Source organism: Sinomonas humi (assembly GCF_000802235.1).
Lineage (GTDB): Bacteria > Actinomycetota > Actinomycetes > Actinomycetales > Micrococcaceae > Sinomonas > Sinomonas humi.
On sequence record NZ_JTDL01000082.1, the window covers coordinates 182,910 to 209,682 of the forward strand.

General features: G+C 67.6%; 22 protein-coding genes. 8 read left to right on the forward strand and 14 right to left on the reverse strand.

The window, feature by feature from the left end; translation table 11 throughout:
* Positions 1-1,383 (forward strand): M20/M25/M40 family metallo-hydrolase, encoded by a 1,383-nt coding sequence (locus LK10_RS06770; protein ID WP_043121401.1) that lies wholly within the window; start codon positions 1-3, stop codon positions 1,381-1,383.
* A gap of 113 nt (positions 1,384-1,496) precedes the next feature.
* The gene (locus tag LK10_RS06775; protein ID WP_052207038.1) at positions 1,497-2,522 is read left to right on the forward strand and encodes a YihY/virulence factor BrkB family protein; all 1,026 of its coding nucleotides are present in this window, start codon (positions 1,497-1,499) and stop codon (positions 2,520-2,522) included.
* 31 nt (positions 2,523-2,553) lie between these two features.
* Here LK10_RS06775 and LK10_RS06780 read toward each other — a convergent pair whose 3' ends face one another.
* The 4 genes from LK10_RS06780 to LK10_RS06790 form a co-directional block, all read right to left on the reverse strand.
* Positions 2,554-3,507, reverse strand: coding sequence for a beta-ketoacyl-ACP synthase III (locus tag LK10_RS06780; RefSeq protein ID WP_197061874.1), 954 nt, complete (start codon positions 3,505-3,507; stop codon positions 2,554-2,556).
* A 192-nt stretch (positions 3,508-3,699) separates the two neighbouring features.
* Positions 3,700-3,852, reverse strand: a complete 153-nt coding sequence (locus LK10_RS21785; protein WP_156144072.1) for a hypothetical protein — start codon at positions 3,850-3,852, stop codon at positions 3,700-3,702.
* 509 nt (positions 3,853-4,361) lie between these two features.
* Positions 4,362-5,303 carry a Sir2 family NAD-dependent protein deacetylase gene (locus LK10_RS06785; RefSeq protein ID WP_043121404.1) on the reverse strand — a complete coding sequence of 314 codons (942 nt, stop codon included), beginning with the start codon at positions 5,301-5,303 and terminating at the stop codon, positions 4,362-4,364.
* Between the two features lie 9 nt (positions 5,304-5,312).
* Positions 5,313-5,534, reverse strand: a complete 222-nt coding sequence (locus tag LK10_RS06790; RefSeq protein WP_043121405.1) for a DUF3073 domain-containing protein — start codon at positions 5,532-5,534, stop codon at positions 5,313-5,315.
* 211 nt (positions 5,535-5,745) lie between these two features.
* On the opposite strand from LK10_RS06790, the gene LK10_RS20780 reads away from it, so the two are divergent.
* On the forward strand, positions 5,746-6,333 hold the full coding sequence (locus LK10_RS20780; RefSeq protein WP_052207039.1) for a septum formation family protein: 588 nt from the start codon (positions 5,746-5,748) through the stop codon (positions 6,331-6,333).
* Positions 6,334-6,481: 148 nt separating this feature from the next.
* Here LK10_RS20780 and clpB read toward each other — a convergent pair whose 3' ends face one another.
* The gene (gene clpB, locus LK10_RS06800; protein ID WP_043121406.1) at positions 6,482-9,121 is read right to left on the reverse strand and encodes an ATP-dependent chaperone ClpB; all 2,640 of its coding nucleotides are present in this window, start codon (positions 9,119-9,121) and stop codon (positions 6,482-6,484) included.
* Positions 9,122-9,274: 153 nt separating this feature from the next.
* Between clpB and LK10_RS06805 the strand changes: the two genes are divergently transcribed.
* Positions 9,275-10,177, forward strand: a complete 903-nt coding sequence (locus LK10_RS06805; RefSeq protein ID WP_043121408.1) for a DUF4031 domain-containing protein — start codon at positions 9,275-9,277, stop codon at positions 10,175-10,177.
* Positions 10,178-10,181: 4 nt separating this feature from the next.
* Here the strand turns inward: LK10_RS06805 and LK10_RS06810 are convergent, their stop codons facing one another.
* The 8 genes from LK10_RS06810 to LK10_RS06845 form a co-directional block, all read right to left on the reverse strand.
* Positions 10,182-10,733 carry a 2'-5' RNA ligase family protein gene (locus LK10_RS06810; RefSeq protein ID WP_052207040.1) on the reverse strand — a complete coding sequence of 184 codons (552 nt, stop codon included), beginning with the start codon at positions 10,731-10,733 and terminating at the stop codon, positions 10,182-10,184.
* A gap of 3 nt (positions 10,734-10,736) precedes the next feature.
* The gene (locus tag LK10_RS06815) at positions 10,737-11,300 is read right to left on the reverse strand and encodes a YceI family protein (RefSeq protein WP_043121410.1); all 564 of its coding nucleotides are present in this window, start codon (positions 11,298-11,300) and stop codon (positions 10,737-10,739) included.
* A 108-nt stretch (positions 11,301-11,408) separates the two neighbouring features.
* Positions 11,409-11,810 carry a YccF domain-containing protein gene (locus tag LK10_RS06820; protein ID WP_043121413.1) on the reverse strand — a complete coding sequence of 134 codons (402 nt, stop codon included), beginning with the start codon at positions 11,808-11,810 and terminating at the stop codon, positions 11,409-11,411.
* 50 nt (positions 11,811-11,860) lie between these two features.
* On the reverse strand, positions 11,861-13,822 hold the full coding sequence (locus LK10_RS06825) for an ABC transporter ATP-binding protein/permease (RefSeq protein WP_043121416.1): 1,962 nt from the start codon (positions 13,820-13,822) through the stop codon (positions 11,861-11,863).
* Positions 13,819-14,937 (reverse strand): peptidoglycan-binding domain-containing protein, encoded by a 1,119-nt coding sequence (locus LK10_RS06830; protein ID WP_156144073.1) that lies wholly within the window; start codon positions 14,935-14,937, stop codon positions 13,819-13,821. The genes LK10_RS06825 and LK10_RS06830 overlap by 4 nt, the downstream gene beginning before the upstream one ends.
* Positions 14,924-15,865 (reverse strand): hypothetical protein, encoded by a 942-nt coding sequence (locus LK10_RS06835; RefSeq protein WP_156144074.1) that lies wholly within the window; start codon positions 15,863-15,865, stop codon positions 14,924-14,926. Before LK10_RS06835 ends, LK10_RS06830 begins: the two co-directional genes overlap by 14 nt.
* A gap of 280 nt (positions 15,866-16,145) precedes the next feature.
* Entirely contained in the window at positions 16,146-17,741 is a 1,596-nt protein-coding gene (locus LK10_RS06840; protein ID WP_043121422.1) for a DEAD/DEAH box helicase, read from the reverse strand.
* A 191-nt stretch (positions 17,742-17,932) separates the two neighbouring features.
* Positions 17,933-18,979 (reverse strand): Lrp/AsnC family transcriptional regulator, encoded by a 1,047-nt coding sequence (locus LK10_RS06845; protein ID WP_043121425.1) that lies wholly within the window; start codon positions 18,977-18,979, stop codon positions 17,933-17,935.
* 142 nt (positions 18,980-19,121) lie between these two features.
* Here LK10_RS06845 and LK10_RS06850 point away from each other — a divergent pair, with 142 nt between their 5' ends.
* The 3 genes from LK10_RS06850 to trmB all read left to right on the forward strand — a co-directional run bounded on the left by LK10_RS06850 (position 19,122) and on the right by trmB (position 22,802).
* Entirely contained in the window at positions 19,122-20,396 is a 1,275-nt protein-coding gene (locus LK10_RS06850) for a M20 metallopeptidase family protein (protein WP_043121428.1), read from the forward strand.
* Between the two features lie 48 nt (positions 20,397-20,444).
* Entirely contained in the window at positions 20,445-21,782 is a 1,338-nt protein-coding gene (locus LK10_RS06855; RefSeq protein ID WP_081998338.1) for an MFS transporter, read from the forward strand.
* A 144-nt stretch (positions 21,783-21,926) separates the two neighbouring features.
* A complete protein-coding gene (trmB, locus tag LK10_RS06860; protein ID WP_043121431.1) occupies positions 21,927-22,802 on the forward strand; it encodes a tRNA (guanosine(46)-N7)-methyltransferase TrmB in 876 nt (291 codons plus the stop codon).
* 81 nt (positions 22,803-22,883) lie between these two features.
* Here the strand turns inward: trmB and LK10_RS06865 are convergent, their stop codons facing one another.
* Complete coding sequence (locus LK10_RS06865; protein ID WP_081998339.1) at positions 22,884-25,769, reverse strand: FAD-binding and (Fe-S)-binding domain-containing protein; 2,886 nt, start codon at positions 25,767-25,769, stop codon at positions 22,884-22,886.
* Between the two features lie 100 nt (positions 25,770-25,869).
* On the opposite strand from LK10_RS06865, the gene LK10_RS06870 reads away from it, so the two are divergent.
* A partial coding sequence (locus LK10_RS06870; protein WP_052207041.1) for a bile acid:sodium symporter family protein occupies positions 25,870-26,773 on the forward strand: 904 nt, incomplete at its 3' end.

Genomic DNA, 26,773 nt, shown 5'->3' on the forward strand with positions numbered 1-26,773 from the left:
ATGGCCCCTCAACGCGTGCCCGTGAAGTTGCTCCGTGAGAGCGTGGACGCTGACTACTCCCGCATGGTCGACGAGCTGAAGGCCCTGGTAGCCGTACCCGGCATCGCTTGGCCGGAATTCGATCCCGCGCACCTTGCTCGCAGCGCCGGCCTCGTCGCCGCGCTCGCCGAATCCTCCGGCTTCCCCCATGTCGAAATCCTCTCAGCGAAAGCGCCAGACGGCACGCCCGGTGCCCCCGCCGTCGTCGCCCGCCACCTCCCCAAGCCGGGGTGGCCCACGGTCCTGCTCTACGCTCACCACGACGTCCAGCCTCCCGGGGACCCGGCACTGTGGACTTCGGGGCCCTTCACCCCTGAGGAACGAGGCGGACGGCTGTGGGGCCGCGGGGCCGCGGACGACAAATCGGGCGTAGTCACACACCTCGCGGCCTTTCGCTGCCTCCGGGAGGTGCTCGGCGACGGTCTCGGGCTGGGAATCGCTCTCTTCATAGAAGGCGAAGAGGAATCAGGGTCCGCGACCCTCGAAGCGTTCTTGGCGGAGCATGCGGCGGTTCTGAAGAGCGACGTCATCGTCGTGGCGGATTCTGGGGTCTGGAAGATCGGCGTGCCCGCCCTCACGACCAGCCTGCGCGGCCTCGTCGACGGAACCATCGAGCTCCGGTCCCTGAGCCACGCGCTTCACTCGGGGACCTACGGAGGTCCTGTCTTGGACGCCGTCACGCTCCTGGCGAAGCTTCTGGCAACGTTCCATGACGCGACGGGTGCCGTTGCGGTCGAGGGCCTCGTGACCGGCGACGGCACCGACCGGGACATCGATGAGGAAACGTTCCGAGCCGATGCGGCTGTCCCGCCGGGGGTCCGGCTCGCGGGGAACGGCACCATCACGTCGAGGCTCTGGACGAAGCCGGCCCTCGCGATCATCGGCCTCGACGCGCCCGCGGTCGCCACCGCGTCCAACACCCTCGTGCCTAATGCCAGAGCGAAGTTCAGCCTCCGGATCGCCCCCGGAGACAGCCCGGAGAACGCCATGGACGCAATCCGCCGGCACGTGCGCAGCCACACGCCCGCCGGCGCCGAAGTGATCGTCACGTCGGGGAGAGCGAGCATGCCCTACGCCGCAGATCCCTCGTCGCCGGCAGTCAGCGATGCGCTGTGGGCCATGCAGGAGTCGTGGGGTGCTGCCCCCGTTCGAGCTGGGGTGGGCGGCTCAATCCCGCTCGTCTCAGCCTTGCGCCAGCACTTTCCGAAGGCTCAGATCCTGATCACGGGCGCGGAGGACCCCGATTCGAGGGCCCACGGCGAAGACGAATCAGTCCATCTGGACGAGCTGCGCCGCTCGATCCTCGCGGAGGCCCTTCTGCTGGCGAAGCTCAACGGCCGTTAGCGGCTCAACCCATGTCTCGCCGCTTCCTTGCGGAGGCAATGCGGCAGGATGGGCAGGAAGGTTCACCGCGGCCGACGACGGCCGGACCGGGAGCGGGGGGAGGGAGGCTGGCGATGGGATCCGTTGGGCGATTCGACGCGCTCCAGCAGAGGCATCCGTGGGTCGGATACCCGTTGGCCGTGCTGTACAAGTACATCGACGATCAGGGGCCGTTCCTCGCGGCCTTGATCACGTACTACGCGTTCGTCTCGCTGTTCCCGCTGCTCCTGCTTCTCTCGACGCTGCTCAGCTTCGTCCTCTCCGGCGACCCAGAACTCAGGACCGCGGTCATGACCTCAGCGCTGGCCGAATTCCCCGTCATCGGATCGCAGCTCTCCCAACCGAAGGGGCTCGGCGGCGGGACGGTCGGCGTCGTCATCGGCATCCTCGGCGCCCTGTACGGCGGAATCGGAGTGGCCCAGGCCATCCAGCACGCCATGAATACAGCCTGGTCGATCCCTCGCAACAGCCGGCCCGATCCGTTCAAGTCGCGCGGGCGCAGCCTCCTCCTGCTGGGCACCGTTGGCCTGGCACTTCTGGGCACGACCATCCTCTCTGCCCTCGGAGGCTTTGCGGATGCCCTTGGCGCCGCAGGCCGGGCAGTCTTCCTGGCCCTGTCTGTCGCCGTGAACGCGGGGGCATTCATCCTCGCCTTTCGCATCGGCACAGTCCGCCCCCTCACCGTGAGGCAGGTCCTCCCGGGGGCGGTCGGAGCCGCGATCGCGTGGCAACTCCTGCAGTCCGTCGGTCCCATCTATGTCGCGCAAGTCGTCAGGCGGGCCAGCGAAATGAACGGCGTGTTCGCCGTCGTCCTCGGCCTGCTCGCCTTCCTCTACCTCGCAGCGGTCGCAATCGTCCTGTGCGTCGAGGCGAACGTCGTCCGGGTCGACAGGCTCCACCCTCGCGCCCTCCTCACTCCGTTCACCGATCAGGTGGACCTCACGGCGGGAGACCGGAAGTCCTACACGCGGCAGGCCAAGGCACAGCGGTTCAAAGGCTTCGAGCGGATCGACGTCACCTTCGAGAAACCGTCCTCCAATGAGGATCCCGGTTCAGCCGATGTCAGCGAAGATGGGCCGCAGCCCCACAAGGAAAGCTGACTCCCCGGACTCGCTCCCGGCGCGACTCTGCCTAGTTCGGCAGCGTCACAACCTGGCCGGCGAAGGTGAAGCCGCCTCCGAAACCGAAGAGGAATGCGCGGCCGCCGCGCGGAAGTTCGCCGCGGTGCCATGCCTTCGAGAGACCGAGCGGAACGCTCGCTGCCGAAGTGTTGCCCGATTCTTCGATGTCCCGGATCAGAACTTGCTTGTCAGTGACACCGAGCGCGCGGGCGAGCGGTTCAAGGAGCCGGAGGTTCGCCTGATGGAACGCGAAGACGTCAATGTCCGCGGGAGTGAGCCCGGCTCGGTCCAAGACGCGCTTCGCCTGGTCCGCAGCCTCGGTGAGCACCCAGCGCATGACGCTGCGGCCGTCCTGCGAAAAGAGCTGGGTCTCCTTGTCGATCACCACGGCTTCGAGCATCTCGGGGACCGATCCCCACACCACCGGAGAGATGGTGGGCTCAGGCGAGGGGCCGAGGACGACGGCGCCGGCGCCATCGGCCGTGAGCACGCATGTACGTCGGTCGGTCCAATCGGTCACCCCCGAGAGCTTCTCGGCACCGATCACGAGCGCGTGCTCGGCCGTGCCCATACTGATGGCCTGATCGGCAAGCGCGAGCGCGTACTCGAATCCCGAGCATGCCGTGTTGATATCGAGCACCGCCGGACCGGAAAGGCCGAGCTCTGCGCTGACCCGAGCAGCCGAGTTCGGGCTCCGGTCCATCAAGGTCGTGCTGGCGACTACGACGAGCGAAACGTCATCGATCCGCGCGTCCTCCAGCGCCATCCGAGCGGCTGCCGACGCCATGTCGACCACGGTCTCGGACTCAGAGGCGATGCGTCGCTCCCGGATTCCGGTACGAGTGCGAATCCACTCGTCATTCGTTTCGACCCTCCGGGCCAGATCGTCGTTGGTGACTATGTTCGCGGGCTGGTAGTGCCCGAGTCCTTTGAGGGCCGAACCCCGCAGTGAACGCTGATCCATGTTGACCATCGTATTGACCTGCACCGACATAGGCCGACACGGCCCCCCGTGGCGCACCCTCCCCCACCGTTTCGGGTACAGCTACTCCCCTCCACCGCCCTTGCGGGTACAGCTACTCCCCTCCACTGCCCTGTGATGTCTCAGGTGATCGTGGACGGTTCATGTCTCGCGTGAGTGTGGACAGTTCATGTCTCACGTGAGTGTGGGCGCTTTGGGTGGGGCGGGGTGCTTGAGGCCGCTGCGGGAGACGAATCTGGTGCCCTCGGGCGGTCTGGGGTGGGCGAGGATCTCGGTGCCCTGCTCGTCGAAGAACGCCACGGTGCGTTCGTCGTAGACGACGCGCACGCGTTTGCCGGCCCAGGCGGCCCCGAGGAGGAAGTGCAGTTCAGGACGGTGATGACCCCTTTTGGGCCGGCTGCCGGTGCGGACGGCGATCCGGGGCTCGAGGAGGGCTGCGGCGGGCTCGGGCGGGGATGGGGGGCTCGGCCGCGGGGGTACGATTGCCGGCCAACGGCCAGCTTCAGACGGAACTTCGGATCGGGCTCATAGACGCTCATGAGCCGACCAGAACCGCCAACTGTCCACGGACCCGTGAGACACACTGTCCACACTCACCTGCGACAGAAGTGTCCATTCAGTCCCGAGACTTCACACCCCCCTCTCAACGTTTCGGGTACGCCAACGTTTGGGGGCCGATGTCCCTGAAGACCGTTCGCGCACCCGAGATGCGCCCGGATGAGAGTTGGCGTACCCGAGATGCGCCCAGAGGAAAGTTGGCGTACCCGAAACGGTAGGTGGTTGGGGGTTTGGGCCGGAACGCTTCGTGGGCGTTGGGGCTAGAGGGACGTGGTGGGCTAGAGGGACGAGGCCAGGTCTTCCAAGGCTTCGCCCACGTCCGAGCGCCAACGCCAATGCGCGCGCCTGTCCCCCCGAGTCGGCCCCGCGTTGACGATGCCGACCGGCTTGCCGTCCCGGACGGCATCCAGCACGAAGCGAAAGCCGCTCATGACCGCGAGGGATGAGCCGAGCACGAGGAGGCTTCGCGCTTGGGCGAGCATCGCCGTCGCCCGCTCCTTCCGTTCGATCGGCACGCTCTCGCCGAAGTAGACCACGTCCGGTTTGAGCTCCACTGAGCCGCACACAAGACACCCCACCATGCGGAACCTGTCGACCCAGGCCTGCGGCAGCTCAACGTCGCCATCGGGGTTCACCGTCCTGGGATCGAGGCGCACGGCCTCGGCGTATCCCGGGTTGGCCTGAGCCAGCCGCTCGTCAAGGTTTGCCCGTCCCTCGACGTTGCCGCAGTTGAGGCACACGACTTTGTCGAGGTCGCCGTGAAGCGACACAAGGTTCCGCGATCCGGCAGCGGCGTGCAGCCCGTCAACGTTCTGGGTCACGACACCAAGCAGAACACCCCGAGTCTCGAGCTGAGCGAGAATCCTATGAGCCGAATTGGCGCGGGCCCTGTCTATGTGCCGCCAGCCTACGAAGCTGCGGGCCCAGTACCGGTGGCGCGCCGCCGGATCGTGGCGGAACTCCTGATACGTCATAGGCCGATGCTTGCGCCATGATCCCTGCGGTCCGCGATAATCCGGAATCCCGGACGCGGTCGATACGCCCGCTCCGGTCAAGGCCATGACTCCGCCGCCGCCCAGCATTGACAAGAGGCCAGAACGGGCCTCGGAAGGATCCTGTGGTTCGACCGTCTCGACGACTTCTCGGGCGATGGATCGCAGAGCCGCCGCATGGGCTCGCGCTACCGCCGGATCACCCTCACGATCAGCGACCTCGCTCATGAGCAGGGGTCAGCCCGTCTGTCGAGATCCCTCGTCGTCGTCCTCAAATTGATCCGCATACTTGTCCTCGTAGTCGGAGTAGTCCGGCTCGAGGTCGTCTGCGTCATGATGCGAGTGGCTGCTCGAAGCGCCGAGTTCGCGCTGAAGTGCCGCATAGTCAGTGTTCGGGCTGTAGTACTTGATGTCCCGAGCCTGCTTGGTTGCCTTAGCCTTTTGACGGCCGCGCCCCATGGCGTGACCCCCTCTTTTGCCTCGTCCCGGAGGTAGTCGCGAAGGCAGGCTCGCGAGGCCCCGGAGTCATTGATCAATTTGTCGTAGGTCTAGACTACATGTAATTGCGGCCGCCTGCGTATTCGCGAAGTGCGCGGCCCACGGCATGTGAGGGCCAGCACTGCACTGGGCCCTCGGTCCTCGAGAGAACGTCGGAAGGGCATCATTCGGCATGGAGAGCGCGCAGGGTCAGTACGGCCACCCGTTGAGGGAACCGAGCGAGCCCCTGACGCGGCGCCAAATCCGGATTCCCGAGCGTCCGCGTCGGGCTCCCCGGAGCCCCCGCCTCCCCTCCACACCATGGGGCAAGGTCCTCGGTGCGGGCGGCGTCGTCGTCGTTCTCTTGATCATCTGGGCCCTTGCCTCTTCGCTAAGCGCGAAAAGTGAGACGTCTGTGGCCGCCCCCGCCGCCGAAGGGCTGACCCCTTCCGCCAGCTACAAGACTGGCGATTGCTTCGCCAATTTCGACGCCAACGCGGAGGCGAACCGACTCGTCCCGTGCACCGAGGCCCACTCGGCCCAGCTCGTCGCAACGGCCATGTACGGCCCCGGCGATTCCTACCCCGGCAAGGATGCGCTCGAACAGCGCGCTTCGGACCTCTGCCGCCAGACGCAGCTCACACTCCCCCAGGACACGAGCGCGCTCCGGCAACGCAACGCGTTTCCGAGCCAGGGCAGCTGGTCGGCTGGGGACCGCCGCGTCGACTGCTTCGTGGAGAGCACCAAGGGCAACACGCTCACGGCGACATTCCTGCCCTGAGGACGGCGGTCAGCGGACGACGACGGGCTCCCGCCGCCGTCGTTCGGTGGTCACCTCCGGCGGGAGGTGACCACTGAACGGGGCTCAACCCGCGGGAGTTGACCACTGAACCGAGGCAAACCCGCGGGAGGTGACCACTGAACGGAGACTATGCCTCCTGGGACGCCGGAGCCTTCCGAGTGACGCTCAGGCCGCTCGTCGCGCCGGTGAGGTCCTGGAGGTCGACCGAGACGTCCGCGACGTCGACAAGCACCGTGTCGCCGTCGGCGATCTCCCCAGAGAGGAGCTCCTTCGCGAGCCGATCGCCGATCTCGCGCTGAACGAGCCGACGAAGAGGACGGGCGCCGTAAGCGGCGTCGTACCCCGTCATCGCCAGCCACGCGCGAGCGCCATCGGTGACGTCGAGGGTGAGGCGGCGCTCGTGGAGTCGCTGCTGCAGCGAATCGACCTGGAGCTGCACGATCCGGGCGAGTTCGTCCACCGAGAGCGGATCGAACATGATGACGTCGTCGAGCCGGTTGAGGAACTCCGGCTTGAACGAGGAGTGCACCACACCCATGACCGCATCGCGCTTGGTGGCCTCGCTGAGGTCGGGGTCCACGAGGAACTGGCTGCCGAGGTTCGAGGTCAGGACAAGGATCGTATTGCGGAAGTCCACCGTCCGCCCCTGGCCGTCAGTGAGCCGGCCGTCGTCGAGCACCTGGAGCAGGATGTCGAAGACCTCAGGGTGGGCCTTCTCGACCTCGTCGAGCAAGATCACCGAGTACGGCCGGCGCCGCACGGCCTCGGTGAGCTGGCCGCCCTCCTCGTAGCCGACGTATCCCGGAGGTGCCCCGACGAGCCGCGCGACCGCGTGCTTCTCGGAGTATTCGCTCATATCGATCCGCACCATGGCGCGCTCGTCGTCGAACAGGAAGTCCGCGAGGGCCTTCGCGAGCTCGGTCTTGCCGACGCCAGTTGGGCCGAGGAACAGGAACGAGCCGGTCGGCCGGTTCGGGTCGCTGATGCCCGCACGGGCGCGGCGGACGGCGTCCGAGACGGCCTCGACCGCCTTCTTCTGCCCGATGAGCCGCTTGCCGAGCTCCTCCTCCATGTGGAGGAGCTTCTGGCTCTCGCCTTGGAGCATGCGCCCCGCCGGGATGCCGGTCCAGGCCGAGATGACCTCGGCAATGTCGTCGGCGGTGACCTCCTCGGCCACCATCTTCGCCTTGCCGCTCACCTGCTCTTCAACCGCGGAGGCCTCCTTGAGCTCGCGATCGAGCGTCGGGATCTCGCCGTACAGGATGCGCGAGGCCTCCGCGAGATCGCCCTCGCGCTGCGCCTTGTCCGCAAGCGAGCGGAGTTCGTCGAGCTTCGCTTTGAGCTCACCGACCCGGTTGAGGCCGGCCTTCTCAGCCTCCCAACGGGAGTTGAGGGCCGCGAGCTCCTCCTTCTTGTTCGCCATGTCCTCGCGGATGGCGGCGAGGCGCTCGATCGACCCCTCGTCAGTCTCGCCATCGAGGGCGAGCTCCTCCATCGTGAGGCGGTCGACGGCGCGGCGCAGCTGGTCGATCTCCTCCGGTGCGGAGTCGATCTCCATGCGGAGCCGCGAGGCCGCTTCGTCGACGAGGTCGATGGCCTTGTCAGGAAGCTGCCGGCCCGAGATGTACCGGTTCGACAGCGAGGCGGCAGCCACGAGCGCCGAGTCGGCGATGGCAACCTTGTGGTGCGCCTCGTACCGCTCCTTGAGGCCCCGGAGGATCGCGATCGTGTCCTCGACGCTGGGCTCGCCAACGAATACCTGCTGGAAGCGCCGCTCGAGGGCGGCGTCCTTCTCGATGTTCTCGCGGTACTCGTCAAGCGTGGTGGCACCGATGAGCCGCAGCTCGCCGCGGGCGAGCATGGGCTTGAGCATGTTGCCCGCGTCCATGGACGAATCCCCGGTTGCGCCCGCGCCGACGACCGTGTGGATCTCGTCGATGAACGTGACGATCTGCCCCTCGGAGCTGCGGATCTCCTCGAGGACCGCCTTGAGCCGCTCCTCGAACTCGCCGCGGTACTTGGCGCCAGCCACCATGGAGCCGAGGTCGAGCGCGATGAGTGTCTTGCCGCGCAGGCTCTCCGGGACGTCGCCCGCCACGATCCGCTGGGCGAGACCCTCGACGACGGCGGTCTTGCCGACGCCTGGCTCGCCGATCAGCACCGGGTTGTTCTTGGTGCGACGCGAGAGGACCTGGACGACGCGGCGGATCTCGGAGTCGCGGCCGATGACCGGGTCCAGCTTGCCGGAACGGGCAATAGCGGTCAGGTCAGTGCCGTACTTCTCGAGGGCTTGGAAGGTGTTCTCCGGATCCGGGCTGTCGACCTTGCGGTCGCCTCGCACCCCCGGAAGCGCCGCCTTGAGCGACTCTAGCGTCGCCCCGGCGTCCCGGAGCGCTTTGCCGGCCGCCCCGCCGTCGGCCGCCAGCCCGAGCAGAAGGTGCTCGGTGGAGACGAAGCTGTCCCCCATCTGCTCAGATTCCTGCTGGGCAACGTGGATGACCTGCAGGCCCTGCCGGCTCAGCTGGGCCTGGGCAACGGTGCTGCCCGAAGTCGAGGGCATCGCTTTGATGGCGGTGCTCGCCGCGACGCTCACGGCATCGGGGTCCGCCCCGGTTGCCCGGAGAAGGGCGACGGCGACGCCATCCCGCTGGTCCATGAGGGCCTTGAGCAGGTGGGCGGGCTCGACCTGCGGATTACCGGCCGTCGAGGCGTTCATCGCTGCGGCCGAGAGCGCCTCCTGGCTCTTGGTGGTGAATTTGACGTCCAATGCGAGCTCCTTCCCCCTGCTACCGGACTTGAAAGCGCACTTCCTACTGAAGGGCATAGTTCTTACTTAGGTCAACGCACCTAAGTTGAGTGTAGTCCGCTCAAGTCTCAACGGCAACTCGAAGGTTTCCTTCCCGGGGCCACAATGGACCCCATGGCCATCCTCATCGACACCCCGATGTGGCCCGCACACGGGACCGTCTTCGCACACCTCGTCTCGGACACATCCCTCGCCGAGCTGCACACCTTCGCCGCAGCTGCGGAGATTCCTGAGCGGGCCTTCGACGAGGACCACTACGACGTGCCGGAGCGGCGGCATGCCGACTTGGTCCGGAGGGGGGCACTCCCTGTCGACGGGAAGACCCTCACCCGCACACTCATTGCGTCCGGCCTCCGCGTGCCCGCACGCGAGCGGGCAAAGTCGCTCGCCACACCGCTTGCGCAGAGGTGGGAGAGGCTCCTTCCGGGCCGGAATGGGCTCGGCGACGAGCTGCTCGAGCGTTGGTCCGAGCCGCACCGCCGGTACCACACAGGGGCGCACCTCTTCGCCGTCCTAGCGGCCCTCGACGAGCTCACCGGCGAACGCCCAGCACCCCGCGCCGTCGAACTCGCCGCATGGTTCCACGACGCAGTGCATACCGGGAGCGCGGGGCGCGACGAGGAGGATTCCGCGCTGCTCGCGGAGTCGCGGTTGCGAGATGCGGGCCTCGCCCCCGCGGAGGTCGGTGAGGTGGCGCGGCTCGTCCGGCTCACCGCTGATCACCGTCCCCAGGCGTACGACGACGGCGGGCAGCTCCTGTGCGATGCGGACCTTTCGGTGCTGGGCAGGGAGCCCAAGGGCTACCTCCGGTACACGGAACAAGTGCGGGCCGAGTATGCGCAGGTGCCCGACGAGCTGTTCCGGGCGGGACGCGCGTCGGTCCTCGATCAGCTACTCGGCTTGGACCCGCTTTTCCACACTCAGCGTGGACGCACGCTCTGGCTGGCCCAAGCACTCCTGAACCTGCGCGGAGAGCTCGCACATCTCCGCGATCCGCAGCAGGGCAGCCGAGCCTGATCCGCTAGGTCCCGCGCACGCCTCGCTCGGCGCCCTCGCCCCACGCGGCGACCGAAACGCGAACCGAGGTGTCGCCGTCGGGCGCCATGTCCACGAGCGCAAAGTTGTCGAGGATCAGCCTGTCCCCAGAGTGAACGCGCCTCTCTCCTTGAACGCTGATGTGCGGCCGGAAACCCCGCCCTGTGTGCTGCGGGCTGTGAATCCTCCCAGCGCCCGCCTCGAGCACCGCCGAAACCTCCGCGACGATCCGGTCGTGCACCGCCTGGAGACGGGGCTCGGGTTCGACGAGTGACACTCGCACCCTCCCCCGATAGCCGAAGTCGGCGTCGGCTCCGACGACGACGGGAATCGGGCCGTCGTCGGCCGCGATGGCACGGCCCACGGCCTCGAGCGCGGGCACCCGAGGCGCGTCGAACCGCAGGAGCGTGACGTGGAGCGGCCAGTGCCGCTTGCTGAACGGGACGCCCACTCTGGTGGGTTCGACGAACGCAACCACGACGAAGGCGCCCGCCGGTTCGGCCTGAGCCGGACCCACGGGCGCCTCGTTCGCGTCCATCGACTAGTTCTGGGACGCCTCGGTCTTGACCGCTGAGATCTCGAACTCGAGGAGGATGCGGTCGGAGACGAGCACTCCGCCAGAGTCGAGGGCTGCGTTCCAGTTCACGCCGAAGTCCTTCCGGTCGATGCGGCGGGAACCCTCGAAGCCGGCGCGGAGATTGCCGAACGGATCCCGCTCGACCCCGATGAACTCGAGCGGGATGGCGATCTCCTTCGTAACGCCGCGGATCGTGAGATCGCCGCTCACGATGAAGCTGTTCTCCTCCACCTGATCGATCCGCTTGCTCACGAACGTGATCTCGGGATAATGCGGGGCATCGAAGAAGTCGTTGGTGCGAAGGTGCTCGTCGCGCTGGGCGTTGCGCGTGTCGATGCTGGCGACCTTGATGGTGATGCTGACCGTCGAGGCGGTCGGGTCCTCGGCATCGACATTGATGACGCCCTCGACATCGTTGAAGGATCCACGGACCTTCGTGACCATGGCGTGGCGGGTCGAGAATCCAAGGCGCGTGTGGGCTGGGTCAAAGTGCCATTCCCCCGCGTACGAAGGATCGATTTCCGGCATGGGGCCTCCTTAGTCGTACCCAACTTATAGCCGGAGAGGCTCGCTGTCACAAAGTGCTCTGGAACACAGTTGTGTTAGTACCCGGGGGTTCCGGGTATTGTCACGGGTTCAGTGGCTGTAGGTGGGCAGGAGGCTCTTCGACGGAACGATCCGCTTGCCGAGGGGGAACAGCGAGACGGGTATGAGCTTGATGTTCGCGACGGCCAGAGGGATCCCGACGATCGTGGCCGCCATGGCAATGGCGGTGGCAACGTGGCCGATCGCGATCCAGATTCCCGCTACGAGGAGCCAGATGATATTGCCCAGCTCTGTCGCTACGCCCGGCCGCTCGTGCCGGTCAACGACCGTCCGGCCGAACGGCCAGAGCGCGTAGGTCCCAATGCGGAATGCCGCGATGCCCCACGGGATCGTGACGACGAGGAGGCAGCACACGATGCCAGCCAGGAAGTAGCCGAGGGCGAGCACAAAGCCGCCGAAGACGAACCAGATCACATTTAGCAGGGTCTTCATGGGTCCAGTCTGCCCGCGCCCACTGACATTTGTCTCACCGCGTCTGATGATCATCCCCGGATCAGCTGGGCGGGGTTGGCTCGGGATGCGACGACGGCGGGATGGACGGCAGACGCCACCCCGCTGCCCAGGCCCAAAGCGATCCCCCAGACTGCGGCGTACCAGGGAATGACAGGAGCCCACCCTTCGCTCTGGGCGTAAGCGAGAACGGCGATCATCCCCACCGCTCCCCCTGCTGCGCCACCCACGAGGCCGACGACAGCGCCTTCCACGAGGAACATGCCCGCGATCGCCGCCCTCCGCATGCCCAAGGCACGCCGGAGCGCTATCTCTCCTGTTCGCCCCAGGACCCCCAAGTACATCGTGGTCCCGGCACTCAGGCAGGCGATCGCGAGCAAGACGATCGAGACGATGGCGACGAGCCGGCCGAGGTCATCGTTGACACCGTGTTTGAGCTCGCGCAGGTCCGCGACGGTCTGCACCTTCACGTCACTCGGTTGGGCCGGGCTGAGCGCCTTGGGCAACGCGTCCGCAAGCGCGGCTGGCATCCCCGGAGCCGTTCGCAGGACAAGAGTTGCGGCGATCCGGTCCATGACGGGATATGAACCAACACCGACGACGACAGAACCGCTGAGGACGGGGTCCCGGCCGGGATCCTCGATGACGCCCACCACCGGGACCGGCTCGCCGTAGAGCCATACGACGACGCCGGGACCGGGCTTCGCGACTCCGAGCCGCCGGGCCGCGTCGGCGCCGAGCAAGGCAATCGGGCTGCCAAAGGAGTGGTCGAGAAGGGCCACATCCCCGTGGGTGACCTTGGCCCCTTGGATGCGGAGATATTCAGAGTCCGCGATGCGCACAGCCCCGTTGAAGGCAGGCTGTCCAAGGAACGATTCCGGGCGAAACGTCGAGGGGTTGACCACCGAGGAAGAGAGGTCAGCGACGACGCCCGCTCCTCGAACGCCGACGAGGCTCTTAACACGGCTGACGTCGGCGGCAGCCTCGCCCCAGGAGCCGTACCCCGCTTCCCGGTTCGCGCGGACCTCATCACTGGCCGCGGCGTCGATCCTCGACGAGACCTTGACCGCTGCGCTCTCGCTGAGCCCGATCGCCGCGACAAGACCACCACTGCCCAAGAGGAAGGCGAGGACGAGAAGGAGCGCTTTTGCCGGCCGGACGGTGAGCGCGGAAAGAGAATCGGCAACGACGTCGACGAGTTCGTCCCGACGTCGGCGTACAAGTCGCTCTCCGCGCGCGTCCTTCCCCGCCGCATGCCCATTCTGCCGTTCCGCTAGCCGCGCAGTTCCGGTGTCGCTCACCACGGCCCCGTCTCGCATCGTCACCACGCGGTCGGCGGAGGCGGCTATTGCAGGATCGTGGGTCACCAAGATGACTGTCGTTCCGTTGCGATGAAGCTCGCGCAGATGGCGGAGGACGGTCTCGCCATTGGCGGTGTCCAGGCTCCCTGTCGGCTCGTCGGCGAGAACCACCTCGGGAGACCCGATAACAGCCCGCGCGATGGCGAGGCGCTGCCGTTCGCCTCCCGAGAGCAGGGATGCTGGGGTACCGGCGCGATGACCGAGTCCGAACCGTTCGAGAATAGGACGCACGAGACGCTTCTGGACGCCTAAGCTGACCCCTCGGGCGCGCAGGCCGAGCACGGCATTGCGGGCTGTCGAATCGCGCCCGACCACGTGGGAGTCCTGGAACACGAACCCAAAAGTCTGTGCGCGCTCCTCGGTGCGCTGCCGCTCACCGAACCGGGCAGCATCAGTGCCATGAACGCTGTAAGTGCCGTGGGTCGCCGTGTCCAGCAGTCCGAGGACGTTCAGGAGCGTCGACTTGCCTGAGCCCGAAGGTCCGACAATCGCAACGAACTCTCCCTCGTGGATCTCAAGATCTACTCCTGTGAGGGCCTTCGCACCAGGGAACTCGCGCGAGACGCCACGCAGGCTCAGCACTGCCTGCGACGGAGGCGCTGCCTCGCCCGGTCTCAGTTGTTCGCTGCTCATGGCAGTCTTACCCGATCGCCAAGGGAAAGCCCCTCCATGTCCGCCAAGGCTGCCCACCCGTCCGTCTGGGCTGTGACCTTAACTCCCACCCTTCGGGAACCTGTCCCAGACTCAACCTCGACATATGCCGTTCCTCCCTCCTGGCGGATGGCAATCAGCGGGACCGCTAGAGATTCAGAGGCACGAGGTCCCGCGGTGACGGTGACCGACTGATCCGGCGCGAAACCCGCGGTCCCGGGCGGCAAGGGCAGCATGAGGTCCTTCCCCGGCACCTCCTTCTGGTTCGGATCGCCGTCCTTGAAGCCACTCACTTGGGCCACCTTCGCCTCGAGGACGGCCGATCCTGCCCGTACCGTCGCCGGCGTGCCCACAGGGAAGGACTCGGCCTGGAGGAGATCAGCGCGGGCCACGATTGCATCGTCTGCGATCGTGATACGGGCCACGGTCCCGTCTTCGAGGACCGTTCCGGCGTGCGAGATGGACGAGAGCTTTCCCCTGTCTCCGGGAAGCTGGACGAATTCTCTCCAGCGAAATGCCGCCTTCGAGGCTGAATCAGCGGCTGGCGCCGTGCTCCCCGCTGCCGCGTAGAACTTGGAGAGGGCGCGTTGGGTCGCGGCGTCGAACGTTCCTGTGGCAGTGCATGGATGACCCAAGGCAGCAAGAGCTTCCTGCAGCTCGGTCACATCCGGACCCTTGTCACCGTCCGCGAGGTCTCGGTAGAGCGGGACGCGGCTTTGAAGGACCAAGACTGGGCGCCCGGAGACGACGGCGAGGAGGTCGCCGGGGGCAACATCGTCGCCGACCGCCTTCGCGACTGAAGTGACGACGAGGCGGTCGACGCCGGGCGGCGCACTCGCGGTGACCGCGACCTGAGCGCCTGCGACTACTTTCCCGGCTACAGCCACCTGCTTCGCCACGGCTCGCCGCTCCACAGCAGCGGAGACCGGCACGGCAGAAGTAGTGGTTTGCTCCGGAGCCACGCCTTCCGCGGCGACCGCTCCAGCGAAATAGGCCCCAACGAGCCCAGCTACGACCACCAACGCCACGATCGGGACGAGCCACCACCGCGGAACTCGTCTCATCGCCGTCCCCAGCCCCGCGTCAGAGTTTGGCATCCGAGAGTCCGTAGACTTTGGAGTTGGGAACCTCATTGAGCTTCGCGTCGGCGATTCCATGCTCGCGAAGGACCTTTCGTGCCCGCTCCACGGCTGCGGCCTTCTGCTCGGCAAGCGCGTTGAGCTCACCCTGATGGTCCTTCATCTGGGCAGCTTGGTACTGAGCAACGATGTCATACGGCGTCCTCGCACCCCCGCTCGACTCCTTGCATTCGATGTCGAGGAGGGCCAGCCGGATGTCGTCTTCCTTATTGGAGCCTGACGCTATGCCCCACGTATCGACCACCTTCAGCCCCTTGCCTGCAACACAGGTCTCCCAATCGGCGCGATATCGGAGATACTCAGGGTCGCGCTCCGTTAGAACCTGGGCAACCTGATGAATGCGTTGCTGGACGGAGAAGTCGCCGCCTAGTCCGGCAAGGAGCTCGGGAAAGCCTGCGCGGTCAACGCGCAGTGAGCACTCGGTCGTGGCCTGATCGTCGGCGGCGCTGACCTGGTACTCGCGACCTTCAGTCAGTCCCGGGACCACACGAATTACCGGTTCGGTCCCGTTCTTGGCTGCCAGTACACGTGACCACTGCCCGTAGGTGGCGTCTTGGAACACCTTCCGGTAGCCGCGCGACGGACGAATCGTGTGCCCCGAGGCCTTAACGCAGTCCTCGATGAGATATCCCACAGCTTCGTTCACGAGCGTGTTTTCCCGGTCGGAGTACCAGTATTTGTCCATCGGGAGGAAGACCTCCCCCGTCGCCTCGTTCAAAGAGGCCCGAACATCGGCTGCGACGGCGCGATCCACAGCGGGTAGCGGTGATTCCTGCGGAGGAGGAGGGGTTCTGGTCGCCGGCGAACACGACGTGGCGGCGAGGGCAGCCGCCGCCAGCACGAACGCCGCCCGAAAGACGCGTAGGCCTCCGGCTGTGAGCGTCATTCTTCAGCCCCAAACGCTGGAAATCTCGTCGTCCCAGTTCCAGCCCGGCACCATCTGGATTCCTCGCAGATCGTTGAAGGCGCGTCCGTCCCGGAATATGAGCGAGTGCCCGCGGAAATCGGCATCGCGTTCTCTCCCGTTCCCGACCACCGCAGTAGTGGTCGCTCAAGGAGAGATTTGCACGAGTTGCAGATAGCTAAGTGTCAGGAAGGGCCGTCTCCGTGGCCCCACGCGTCAGGCTCGGTGCCGGCGCTGAGACCACGGAGAACGCAGCAGATCCTCAGCCCCGGCGAGTGTTCGAGGCCGGAGCCCCGGCGCGGCGCGGGCCGCGGCGAGCCGGGGTCGACGTCGGCGCGGCACCCTGACCGGCGGAGCGAGTAGGGGCCTGATGCGCCGTCGAGGCCTTCGACGCAGGCGAGGCCTTCTTCGACGCCGACCCATGCCCGGCGGGCTTGCCCTGGGCAGCGCGCGTCGTCGTGCGCTGCGCCGAGCCCTGCTCAGCCGCCTTGCCCGGCGTCGTCGCTCGCCGCGCCGTCGTCCGCTGGGGCGACGCGCTGCGGCCTTCGGAAGTCCCCGCGCCCGAACCGCCGCGCCCACGCCGCGACCGCTTGCGCTGCGCATTCGCACCGGTCGACGTCCCACCGCCCTGGCGCGGCTGCTTCGCCGCGACGGCGGCCTCGCGCTCCGCTGGGTCGACGTACTCGGCGGGCTCTCCGACGAGTTCCGTCACGGCGGCAGACGACGACGTGACGGGCTGGAACTCAACCTTCACTCCCGCGTGACGCAGCAGTTGGCGAACCTCCTGCTGCTGCTCGGGCAGCGCAACGGTGACCACGGCACCCTCGGACCCCGCACGCGCCGTGCGACCCGAGCGGTGCAGGTACGACTTGTGCTCGGCCGGCGGATCGACGTGAACCACGAGTTCGACATCGTCGACGTGCACGCCGCGGGCAGCGACGTCGGTCGCCACGAGGACGCGCACAGCTCCGGACGAGAAGTCCGCGAGGTTCCGGTCGCGCGCGTTCTGCGAGAGGTTGCCGTGGAGATCGACGGCGGGGATGCCAGCCTGTGTCAACTGCTTCGCGAGGCGCTTCGCGTGGTGCTTGGTCCGCATGAAGAGGACGCGGCGGCCCCGGCCTGAGGCCAGCGCATGCACGAGGTTCTTCTTCGCACCGGCGTCGGCGGCGACGAAAACGTGGTGCTCCATGGTCGTGACGGCGGCACGCGCCTCGTCCAGCGAGTGGGTGAGCGGGTTGTGGAGGTAGCGCTTCACAAGGGCGTCGACGCCGTTGTCCAGGGTCGCCGAGAAGAGGAGCCGCTGGGCGTCCTTGGGAGTCTTGTCGAGAAGGCGCTTGACGACCGGAAGGAATCCGAGATCCGCCATGTGGTCTGCCTCGTCGAGCACGGTGATCTTGACATGGCCGAGGTCGACGAGACCCTGGCGCACAAGGTCCTCAAGGCGGCCGGGGCACGCGATGACGATGTCGACGCCCGCGTTGAGCGCGCGCTCCTGGCGCATCTGGGAGACGCCGCCGTAGATGACCGTCGTCGTGAGCCCCGCGGCTCGGGCGAGAGGCTCGACTGTGGCGTTGATCTGGGTCGCGAGTTCGCGGGTGGGGGCGAGCACGAGTCCGAGCGGGCGGCGCGCGACACGGACGACGGCGGCCCCGGCCGCGTCGAGGCGGGTCACAAGCGGGATCGCAAACGCAAGCGTCTTCCCGGAGCCAGTGCGGCCACGACCGAGCACGTCACGCCCTGCAAGGGTGTCCGGCAGCGTAGCCGTCTGGATGGGGAACGGGGACTCGATGCCCTGGGCAGCGAGCGTGTGATCGAGGACGGCGGGCACGCCGAGCTCGGCAAAGGTGGGGGCAGGCATGGGTAAGGCAGCTCCAGCATCGGATCGTCCCACGGGCCACGTCGGCGTCGCGGGGTTCGCCGAGGAAAGGAGCCGGACCTCTGTTCCGCAAGCGCATTAGCGAGCGGGAGGGCCTGTCAACGCGTTCATCGACGCTTGTTGGGCTTGAATAAGACCGTCGAGAAGAGCCCGGTCGAAGTGCGCAACGTTCCCTAGTCTATCAGGGCCGGCGCGGCAACCAGCTCGCCGGTCGTCGTCCCGTCCGGTCGGAGCATGACGCCGACCCGCTTCACGGCGCGGAGCATCACGATGCTCTCGACAAGCTCAATCCCGGGAATGCGCTCCTGAAGTGCCAGCTCCGCCGTCATGACGTCGGCGACGGTGCGGAGCCACATCATGATCGTGAAGTTCGTCTGGCCGGTGGTCGAGGCGACGAGGCGCAGGTTCCGCAGGCCGCCAATCGCCGCTGCCGCGGCGGCATGCTGGCCGGGCGGGACCTTCGCGAGCCACTTGCACGCCACGGGATACCCAGCACGGGCCTGCGCGACCTCGCACCGGAACGAGAGCATGCCGCTGCTGAGGACACGGGACAGCTGACGGTGCGCCGTAGCGGGGCTCCGGCCGAGCTCGCGCGAGATATCCGCCGCGCTGGCCCTGCCGTTCCTCGCGAGGATCGGGAGGAGGTCGTAGCACGCGGCCGGAACGCGGCCCGCGAACGGCTCGATCTGGGCGAGTTTCGAGAACGCGGCGATCTGAGCTCGGTCGAGGGCAGCGAGGCGCCACGAGTGCCCTCCCGAATGGAGGCGCGTGCAGAGATGGGTCTGCACGCGACGGACGCCGGGGGCTTCGGCGATGAGCGGGATGACCGTTTCGCTGCACTCGACGAGCGACTCTGCGAAGACCGTGAGGGCGAGGTCCGGATGGCTCGCGCCGACGTCGATCGTCTGGACCTCCGGGATCGCCGCAAGCGACGCCGTCGCCGCGTCCCGCCCGCCGGGCGCACACTCGACGTCGACGAACGCGAGGACCATTTCAGCCGGGTCCCCCTTGAGGTGCGCCGTGATCCAGGCGAGACCAGCCGAGCGGAGTCGCTCCCAGCGGCGCGCGAGGGTCGCCGGGTGGGCGCCCAAGATCTCGGCCGCCTCGAGCCACGGCGCACGGGGAGCGATCTGCAGGCCGTGCAGGAGCGCGAGGTCCTCCTCCGAGAACTCGACCACGGGAGATCCCCATGAGGGAAAACGCTGGGTGCCGGAGTTCATATGAGCGATTATTGCAGGCTGCCTTGAAATCACTAGACCCTCCCGCACACTTGCTGGCATTGGAGAGAAAGTGGCGCACGCCACATTCGTCCCGTCCGGAACGACGGGATCGACGGGAACGACGGGAAACCGAGGAGGCACAGTGGAGCTGACGGCCGAGGCACGAGGACTGCGCGGGGAGCTCAACCAGTGGAGGCATGCGCTCCACCAGGAACCCGAAATCGGCCTCGACCTGCCACGCACGCAGGAGAAGGTTCTTGCGGCGATCGACGCCCTCGGCTTCGAGGTGTCCACCGGCACCGACACGACGTCCGTCACCGCGGTGCTGCGCGGCACCGCCGGCGAGACGTCCGACGACGGGGGCGCGCCGTCGTCGTCATCCGCGCCTTCCATCGGGGAACCCGCATCCTCGAGCGAGCGGCCCGTGGTCCTGCTCCGCGCGGACATGGACGCGCTGCCGGTCCAGGAACGCACAGGAGTCGACTTCACGTCGCGGATCGACGGCGCGATGCACGCGTGCGGGCACGACCTCCACACCTCGATGCTTCTGGGCGCCGCGACCCTCCTTGCCGACAACCGGCACAGGCTCGCCGGCGACGTCGTCTTCATGTTCCAGCCGGGCGAGGAAGGGTACGACGGCGCGAGCGTCATGGTCCGCGAAGGCGTGCTCGACGCCGCGGGGCGACGCGTTGACGCGGCGTTCGGCATGCACGTGTTCTCGTCGATGGCCCCGCACGGGCAGTTCGTCACCCGCCCGGGTGTCATGATGAGCGCATCCGACGGGCTCTTCGTGACAGTTCGCGGCGCCGGTGGGCACGGGTCCGCGCCCCACACGGCCAAGGACCCGGTGACCGTCGCAGCCGAGATGGTCCTCGCGCTCCAGACCATGGTGACCCGCCAGTTCGACATGTTCGACCCGGTGGTGGTGACCGTCGGCCGCCTAGCGGCGGGCACGAAGCGCAACGTCATCCCGGAAACCGCCGAATTCGATGCGACCATCCGCACGTTCTCAGACGCGCACCGCGAGCGGATGCAGACCGTGATCCCGCGCCTCCTCGAGGGCATCGCCCACGCGCACGGGCTCGAAGTCGAGGTCCGCTACGCGGCGGAGTACCCGCTCACCGTGACGGACCAGGCGGAGACGGAGTTCGCCGAGTCAGCCATCTCCGAACTGTTCGATGGCCGGCACGCTCGGCTCGTCCAGCCGCTCAGCGGTTCTGAGGACTTCTCACGCGTGCTCGCCGAGGTGCCCGGGAGCTTCATCGGGCTCAGCGCGGTACCCGCCGGCGTCGATTTCGCCACGAGCGCGTTCAACCACTCGCCGTTCGCGACGTTCGACGACGCCGTCCTCGCCGACGGCGCCGCGCTCTACGCACAGCTCGCCCTCGCCAAGACAGCCCAGCTCGCGGCGCGCTGAGCCGCCAGAGACTACACCGCCAGGGATACACCTACGAAAGACACACCCATGACCCCCAACACCACACCAGCAACGGGAACTGCAGCTGCGAACGCACCCTCCATCGGGGCGAAACGCGGAAACAGCACGACCCATACCGTCCTGAGCACGGGAATCGGCAACGCCGCCGAATGGTACGACTGGGGCATCTACGCCACCTTCGCCCCGTTCTTCTCGAAGCAGCTCTTCAACCCTGCCGACCCGACCTCGGCGATCCTTTCCACCCTGGCGGTCTTCGCCGTCGGCTTCCTCGCGCGCCCCTTCGGCGGCTTCCTGTTCGGATGGATCGGCGACCGGATCGGGCGCAAGACCTCCATGACCCTCTCGATCGGGCTCGCTGCCGTCGGCAGCCTGCTCATCGCCGTCGCGCCCACCTTCGGGGCTGTGGGCCCTCTCGCCTCCCTCGTGCTGCTCATCGCCCGTCTCATCCAGGGCCTCGCCCACGGCGGCGAGCTCCCCTCGTCCCAGACGTTCCTCGCGGAGTCCGCGCCGAAGGAGAAGCGCGGTCTCTGGTCCACCCTCATCTACTTCTCAGGCACCATCGGAACGATTGCGGGTGTCCTCATGGGGGCGATCTTCACGATCGTGCTGACAAAGGAGCAGATGGGGGCCTTCGGCTGGCGCATCCCGTTCCTCGTCGGTGCCCTGCTCGGACTCTGGGGCCTCGTGATGCGCGCGCGGCTCAAGGAAACCGAAATCTTCGAGGAGGAGGAAGCCGAGGTCAAGGCCGCGCACGCGAAGCCGAAGCTCTGGCCCGAGATCGTCAAGCACCGCAAGCAGGCCCTGCAGGTCATCGGACTGACCGTCGGCCTGACAATCGTCTACTACGTCTGGGCCATCGTCGCTCCGACGTACGCTGCGACGACGCTCAAGATCGACGCCGGGCAGGCGCTGTGGGCGGGCGTCGCCGCGAACGTCGTCTTCCTCATCGCCCTTCCGCTCTGGGGCAAGCTGAGCGACCGGATCGGGCGCAAGCCCGTTCTCCTCATCAGCGCAGTCGGCGCTGCCGTGCTCAACTTCCCCATGCAGGCCCTCCTGCGGGACTCGGCGTGGCAGCTGTTCATCTCGATGTCCGTCATGCTCGTGTTCATCGCTGCGTCCGCCTCGATCGTCCCGGCGGTATATGCCGAGCTCTTCCCGACGTCGATCCGGACCGTCGGCGTGGGGGTGCCGTACTCGATCTGCGTCGCGCTGTTCGGCGGAACCGCTCCCTACCTGCAGACGCTCTTCACCGACGTCGTGAAGCAGTCGTGGATGTTCAACGGGTACGCCGTGCTCATGGCCGTGATCTCGGCAGCCGTCGTCCTGTCCATCCCCGAGACGAAGGGCAAGGACCTCACCGCCTGAGCACGCGCCGTCGTCCGCGCTCTCCCAGCCTTCCATCCAAGGGTCACGTCCCGACGGTCGCACCGTCGGGACGTGACCCTTGGACGTCTCGGCACCGTCGTTAGGTGACCCTTGGACGGGTGGGCGCCACTAGGCTTGAGGGCGATGAGCGAGCAGCATCCCGATTCCCCCGCAGACACCTCGGCCCCCTCCGGCAACCCGGTCACGCCTGGAAGCCAGGCCTCCTTCGGCACCTACCGTCGGCAGCCGGTGAGCTTCGTCCGCCGAGGCACCCGTCTACAGGGGCGCCGGCAGCAGGCGTGGGACGAGCACGCGCCGTCGTTCGTCGTCGACGTCCCCCGGCACGTCGCCGATACCTCCGTGCATCCGGACTACGTATTCGACGCAGCGGCCGAGTTCGGGCGCGAGGCGCCGCTCGTCGTCGAGATCGGGTCCGGCCTCGGCGAGGCGATTGTCGGCGCGGCGGAGGCCAGCCCCGAGCGGAACTTCCTCGCGGTCGAGGTCTACCGGCCGGGACTCGCGAACACGCTCCTGCGGATCGGCCAGCGCGGGCTCACGAACGTCCGGGTGGTGCAGGCCAACGCGCCCGAGGTGCTGGGCTGGATGCTGCCCGAGGGCTCAGTGAGCGAGCTCTGGGTTTTCTTCCCCGATCCTTGGCACAAGACGAAGCACCACAAGCGCAGGCTCGTGAAGGATTCGTTTGCGGAGCTGGCCGCCCGGGTGATTGCCCCGGGGGGCGTCTGGCGGCTCGCTACCGATTGGTCGGGCTACGCGCAGCAGATGCGCGAGGTCGTCGCTTCCTCCCCGGACTTCCGCAATGCGCACGACGGCGAGTCGGCCGGGGCGGCGAGCCCACTGACGGCGGCATGGGCCTCGGGAGTCGACTGCGAACCGACCGGGGAGACGGACGACGACGGCGGCTGGGCTCCGCGGTTCGAGGGCCGAGTGCTCACGAGCTTCGAGAACAAGGCGCTCAGAGCCGGACGCATCATCTTCGACCTGGAGGCGGTGCGGGTCTAGCGGCACACTCGAGACCGCAGCTAACGGACGAGACCGCCGGTTGTCCCCTGCGGTCTCGTCCGTTACCTCGGGTTTCGCGGCCTAGCCGGGGTTCCGGGCTTCGCCCTTCCGCAGCGCCTCGGCCAGGACCTGCACGAGATGCCGGCTGCCCAGCCCTGCGAGGTCCCCGACCTGTGTGCGGCACGAGAAGCCGTCGGCAAGGATCGCCCGCTCGGGCTCCGAGTCAGCCTTCGCGAGGATTCCGCCCCGCGCGATCTTCTCGGAGACCTCGTAATGCCCCTGCTCCATGCCGAAGTTCCCCGCGAGCCCACAGCACCCCGCCGAAACATCGACATCGCAGCCCATCCCGTCGAGGAGAGCACGGTCCGCGTCGTAGCCCATGACCGAATACTGGTGGCAGTGCGGCTGGACGAGCAGCTTCTCCGCTGACTTCGGCGGCTGCCACTCGATTCCCGTGAGGAACTCAGCGACAGTCTTCACGGCCCCCGCGAGCTCCTTGGCCCGCGGATCGTCGGGCAGGAGTTCGAGGAGGTCCGAGCGAAAGACGGCGGTGCAGCTCGGCTCGAGTCCCACGACCGTCCGTCCGGCCCTGACGTGCGGGATGAGAACGTCGAGGGTGTTTCGCAGCCGGGCCTTGGCGGCGGGGAGCTGCCCAGTTGAGATATAGGTGAGCCCGCAGCACGCCTCCCCCGCCGAGACTTCGATGTCGCAACCGGCCGCTTCGAGCACGGTGAGGGCGTCGCGCGGGATCTCGGGGTCGAGCCCGTCGGAGAAGGAGTCCACCCAGAGCAGCACCCGAGGCGCGCCCTCCGGCGCCGGATGACGACGGCGCGAGCGAACGTCCCAGCGGAACGGCGCCTTGGGGAGCTTGGGGAGCGAGCGACGGGAATCCGCGCCCATGAGCGTGAGGGCTGCCTTACGCAGCGGTGGGATGCGGCCCATGAGGTTGGCCAGCGGAGCGAAGGGTGCCGCGACACGAAGCCACTGCGGCAGCCGCCCCAGTGAGTAGTGGCTCCGCGGGCGGATCCGCCCCCGGAACGACTCGTACAGGGTCTGCGACTTGTACATCGCCATGTCGATCCCGGTGGGGCAGTCGGTCGAGCACGCCTTGCAGCTCAGGCACAGGTCCAGCGCCTCGTGCACCTCCGGCGAACGCCAGCCCAGCTGCACCACGCTTCCGTTGAGCATCTCCTGGAGCACGCGGGCGCGGCCGCGCGTCGAGTCCTTCTCCTCACGCGTCGCGATGTACGAGGGGCACATGAACCCGCGCTTGTCGCGCGGATCCGCCCGACACTTGCCCACGCCGACGCAACGATGTACGGCCTTGGTGACGCTCCCGCCGTCGTGCGTGAACGCGAAGCCGCGATCGACGTGGAGTTCGACGGCGCGGGGGCGCCGAAGGTCAGCGTCGACCGGCAGCGGGTGCACCACGATGCCAGGGTTCAGGTAGTCCTCTGGGTCGAAGATCGCCTTGAACTCGGCCATCGCGGCCAAGGCCTCAGCGCTGTACATCGCGGGGAGCAGCTCCGAACGTGCCCGACCGTCCCCGTGCTCGCCCGAAAGGGATCCGCCGTGCTGGGCGACGAGCACCGCGGCCCGCTCGAGGAAGCGCCGCATCAGGTTGCCGTCCTGCTCTAGCGGGAAGTCGATGCGCATGTGGACGCAGCCGTCGCCAAGGTGTCCATACGCCATGCCGGTGAGGCCTTCCTCGTCCAAGAGCGCGGCGAGGGCGCGAAGATAGTCGCCGAGCTGCTCGGGCGGAACGGCCGAATCCTCCCAGCCGGGCCATGCCTGATCGCCCTTCTCGGTCCGCCCCGCGAGGCCTGCGGCGTCCTCGCGGATGCGCCACAGCCGAGCGCTCTGCTCCCCCGAGGGCAGGACCTGCGACTGGTCCGTCGCAGCGGTGTCGACGAGCTTGCGGGCGGCCTGCTCCGCCTCGTCGGGGGTGTCACCCGGCACTTCGGCGAGCAGGAGGCACCCACCCTTCGGGAGGTCCGGCACGCTGTCCGGACCCTTCGCCCGCCGGAGGGCGTCAATCAGACGCGTGTCGAGGCCTTCGAGCGCGAGGGGATGGAAGGGCAGGAGGTTCGGGACGTCGTCGGCCGCTGTTGCGAGATCGCGGTAGCCGAGCACGGCGAGTGCCGGGCCCTTCGCGCGGGGGACGAGCCGGAGCGTGGCCTCGAGGAGGACGCCGCACGTGCCCTCTACCCCGACGAGGGCCGCCGCGAGATTGCGGCCCTTCTCGGGGAGGAGATGGTCGAGCGAGTATCCCGAAACCTGTCGGCTGAAGCGCCCGAATTCCTTCCTCAGGACCGATAGGTGCCGGTCGACGAGGTCGCCGAGTCCAGGGACGGCGTCGAACGTCTCCGGCCCCGAGGACACTGTCACGATCTCGCCGGTTCCGGTGAGCCACGTCAGCGAGAGCACGTTGTCCGCCGTGCGCCCATACGACATCGCGTGCGCCCCGCACGCGTTGTTGCCGATCATGCCGCCGACCGTGCAGCGGGTCCCGCTCGCGGGATCTGGTCCGAATCGCAGGCCGTGAGGCGCGCACGCGGACTCGAGGTCGGCGAGCACTACGCCGGGCTCGACGACGGCGGTCCGCGCCTCGGGATCGACCGACAGGATGCGGTTGAGGTAGCGGGAGAAGTCGATCACGAGGCCGGACCCGATCGAATTTCCCGCCATCGACGTGCCTGCGCCGCGCACGGTGACCGGGACGTGGCGCTCGCGCGCAGCGGCCACCGCGACGAGCACATCGTTCCGCGAGCGCGGGAGGACGACGACGCTCGGCACCACCCGATAGTTCGTCGCGTCGGAGGTGTAGAGGGCTTTGGCCAGGGAGGAGTCGTCGACGTCGCCGTCGAGCCGTGTGCGGAGCTCATCGACGAGGGACTGCACCGTCTTCTGCCCGGGGCGCATCTGTGCTGAGCCCTTCTCTGCGGGGCGCATTGCGATCGACGTCATATTCCAGTGCTACCCCAGATCCCGGGTCGAACTACAGAGTTCGCTGAATGGCCGAGGGTGCATTTCGCGATCAAGGCCCGATCTCGGGGAAAATCGAATCATGCCCCGCCGCTTGTCCCTTTCGCTGCCCCGCCGGTGGCCCCTCGACCCGTTCATCACCGCCCTCCTGCTGACGGTCGTGGCAGCCTCGCTGTTCCCGGCGCGGGACGCTTTCGCCCACGGGGTCACAGGTCTCCAGACGGCCGCGGTCGCGCTGCTGTTCTTCCTGTACGGCGCCCGTCTCTCGCCGCGGGAGGCTCTCGACGGACTGCGGCAGTGGCGGCTGCACGGACTCGTCTTCGCGGTGACCTTCGTCCTCTTCCCCCTGCTTGGACTCGCCGCGAGCCTGCTTGAACCGTCCATCCTCGGTCCGCAGCTCTACCAAGGCGTCCTTTTCCTCTGCCTGCTGCCCTCCACCGTGCAGTCCTCGATCGCGTTCACCTCGATCGCCCGGGGCAATGTGGCTGCCGCGGTGTGCAGCGCGACGTTCTCCAATCTGGCAGGCATCGTGGTCACACCCCTGCTCGCTGCTGTCCTGCTCAACGCGACGCACGGCGGAGGGGACTTCGCACGTCAGATCCTCGACGTCGTCCTCCAGCTGCTCGTACCCTTTGTGGGCGGTCAGCTCGCCCGCCGCTGGATTGTCGGCTGGATGGGCCGGCACCGGAAGGTGCTGACCCTCGTGGACCGCGGCTCCATCCTGATCGTCGTCTACGGTGCGTTCAGCGAGGGCGTCGTCGGGGGAATCTGGGGACAGCTCGCGCCGTCCCGGCTGGCCGGGCTGCTGTTGGTGAACATGTTGCTGCTGGCCGCAGTGCTCGCCGCTACGAGCTACGCGAGCCGTCGGCTCGGCTTTAGCCGCGAAGAGCGCATCACGATCGTCTTCTGCGGTTCGAAGAAGAGCTTGGCGACGGGAGTGCCAATGGCTTCGGTGCTGTTCGCCGGTCCCGCGGTGGGCGTGATGG

Coding starts and splice junctions, on each gene's coding strand:
- LK10_RS06805 (WP_043121408.1), top strand. CDS start 9,275: ATGGCCATCCTCATCGACACCCCGATGTGGCCCGCACACGGGACCGTC.
- LK10_RS06775 (WP_052207038.1), top strand. CDS start 1,497: ATGGGATCCGTTGGGCGATTCGACGCGCTCCAGCAGAGGCATCCGTGG.
- LK10_RS06825 (WP_043121416.1), bottom strand. CDS start 13,822: ATGAGCAGCGAACAACTGAGACCGGGCGAGGCAGCGCCTCCGTCGCAG.
- LK10_RS06810 (WP_052207040.1), bottom strand. CDS start 10,733: ATGGACGCGAACGAGGCGCCCGTGGGTCCGGCTCAGGCCGAACCGGCG.
- LK10_RS06820 (WP_043121413.1), bottom strand. CDS start 11,810: ATGAAGACCCTGCTAAATGTGATCTGGTTCGTCTTCGGCGGCTTTGTG.
- LK10_RS06865 (WP_081998339.1), bottom strand. CDS start 25,769: ATGACGTCGATCGCAATGCGCCCCGCAGAGAAGGGCTCAGCACAGATG.
- LK10_RS06815 (WP_043121410.1), bottom strand. CDS start 11,300: ATGCCGGAAATCGATCCTTCGTACGCGGGGGAATGGCACTTTGACCCA.
- LK10_RS06790 (WP_043121405.1), bottom strand. CDS start 5,534: ATGGGGCGCGGCCGTCAAAAGGCTAAGGCAACCAAGCAGGCTCGGGAC.
- LK10_RS06840 (WP_043121422.1), bottom strand. CDS start 17,741: ATGCCTGCCCCCACCTTTGCCGAGCTCGGCGTGCCCGCCGTCCTCGAT.
- LK10_RS06770 (WP_043121401.1), top strand. CDS start 1: ATGGCCCCTCAACGCGTGCCCGTGAAGTTGCTCCGTGAGAGCGTGGAC.
- LK10_RS06845 (WP_043121425.1), bottom strand. CDS start 18,979: ATGAACTCCGGCACCCAGCGTTTTCCCTCATGGGGATCTCCCGTGGTC.
- LK10_RS06855 (WP_081998338.1), top strand. CDS start 20,445: ATGACCCCCAACACCACACCAGCAACGGGAACTGCAGCTGCGAACGCA.
- LK10_RS06835 (WP_156144074.1), bottom strand. CDS start 15,865: ATGACGCTCACAGCCGGAGGCCTACGCGTCTTTCGGGCGGCGTTCGTG.
- LK10_RS06830 (WP_156144073.1), bottom strand. CDS start 14,937: ATGCCAAACTCTGACGCGGGGCTGGGGACGGCGATGAGACGAGTTCCG.
- LK10_RS06785 (WP_043121404.1), bottom strand. CDS start 5,303: ATGAGCGAGGTCGCTGATCGTGAGGGTGATCCGGCGGTAGCGCGAGCC.
- trmB (WP_043121431.1), top strand. CDS start 21,927: ATGAGCGAGCAGCATCCCGATTCCCCCGCAGACACCTCGGCCCCCTCC.
- LK10_RS06780 (WP_197061874.1), bottom strand. CDS start 3,507: ATGGATCAGCGTTCACTGCGGGGTTCGGCCCTCAAAGGACTCGGGCAC.
- LK10_RS20780 (WP_052207039.1), top strand. CDS start 5,746: ATGGAGAGCGCGCAGGGTCAGTACGGCCACCCGTTGAGGGAACCGAGC.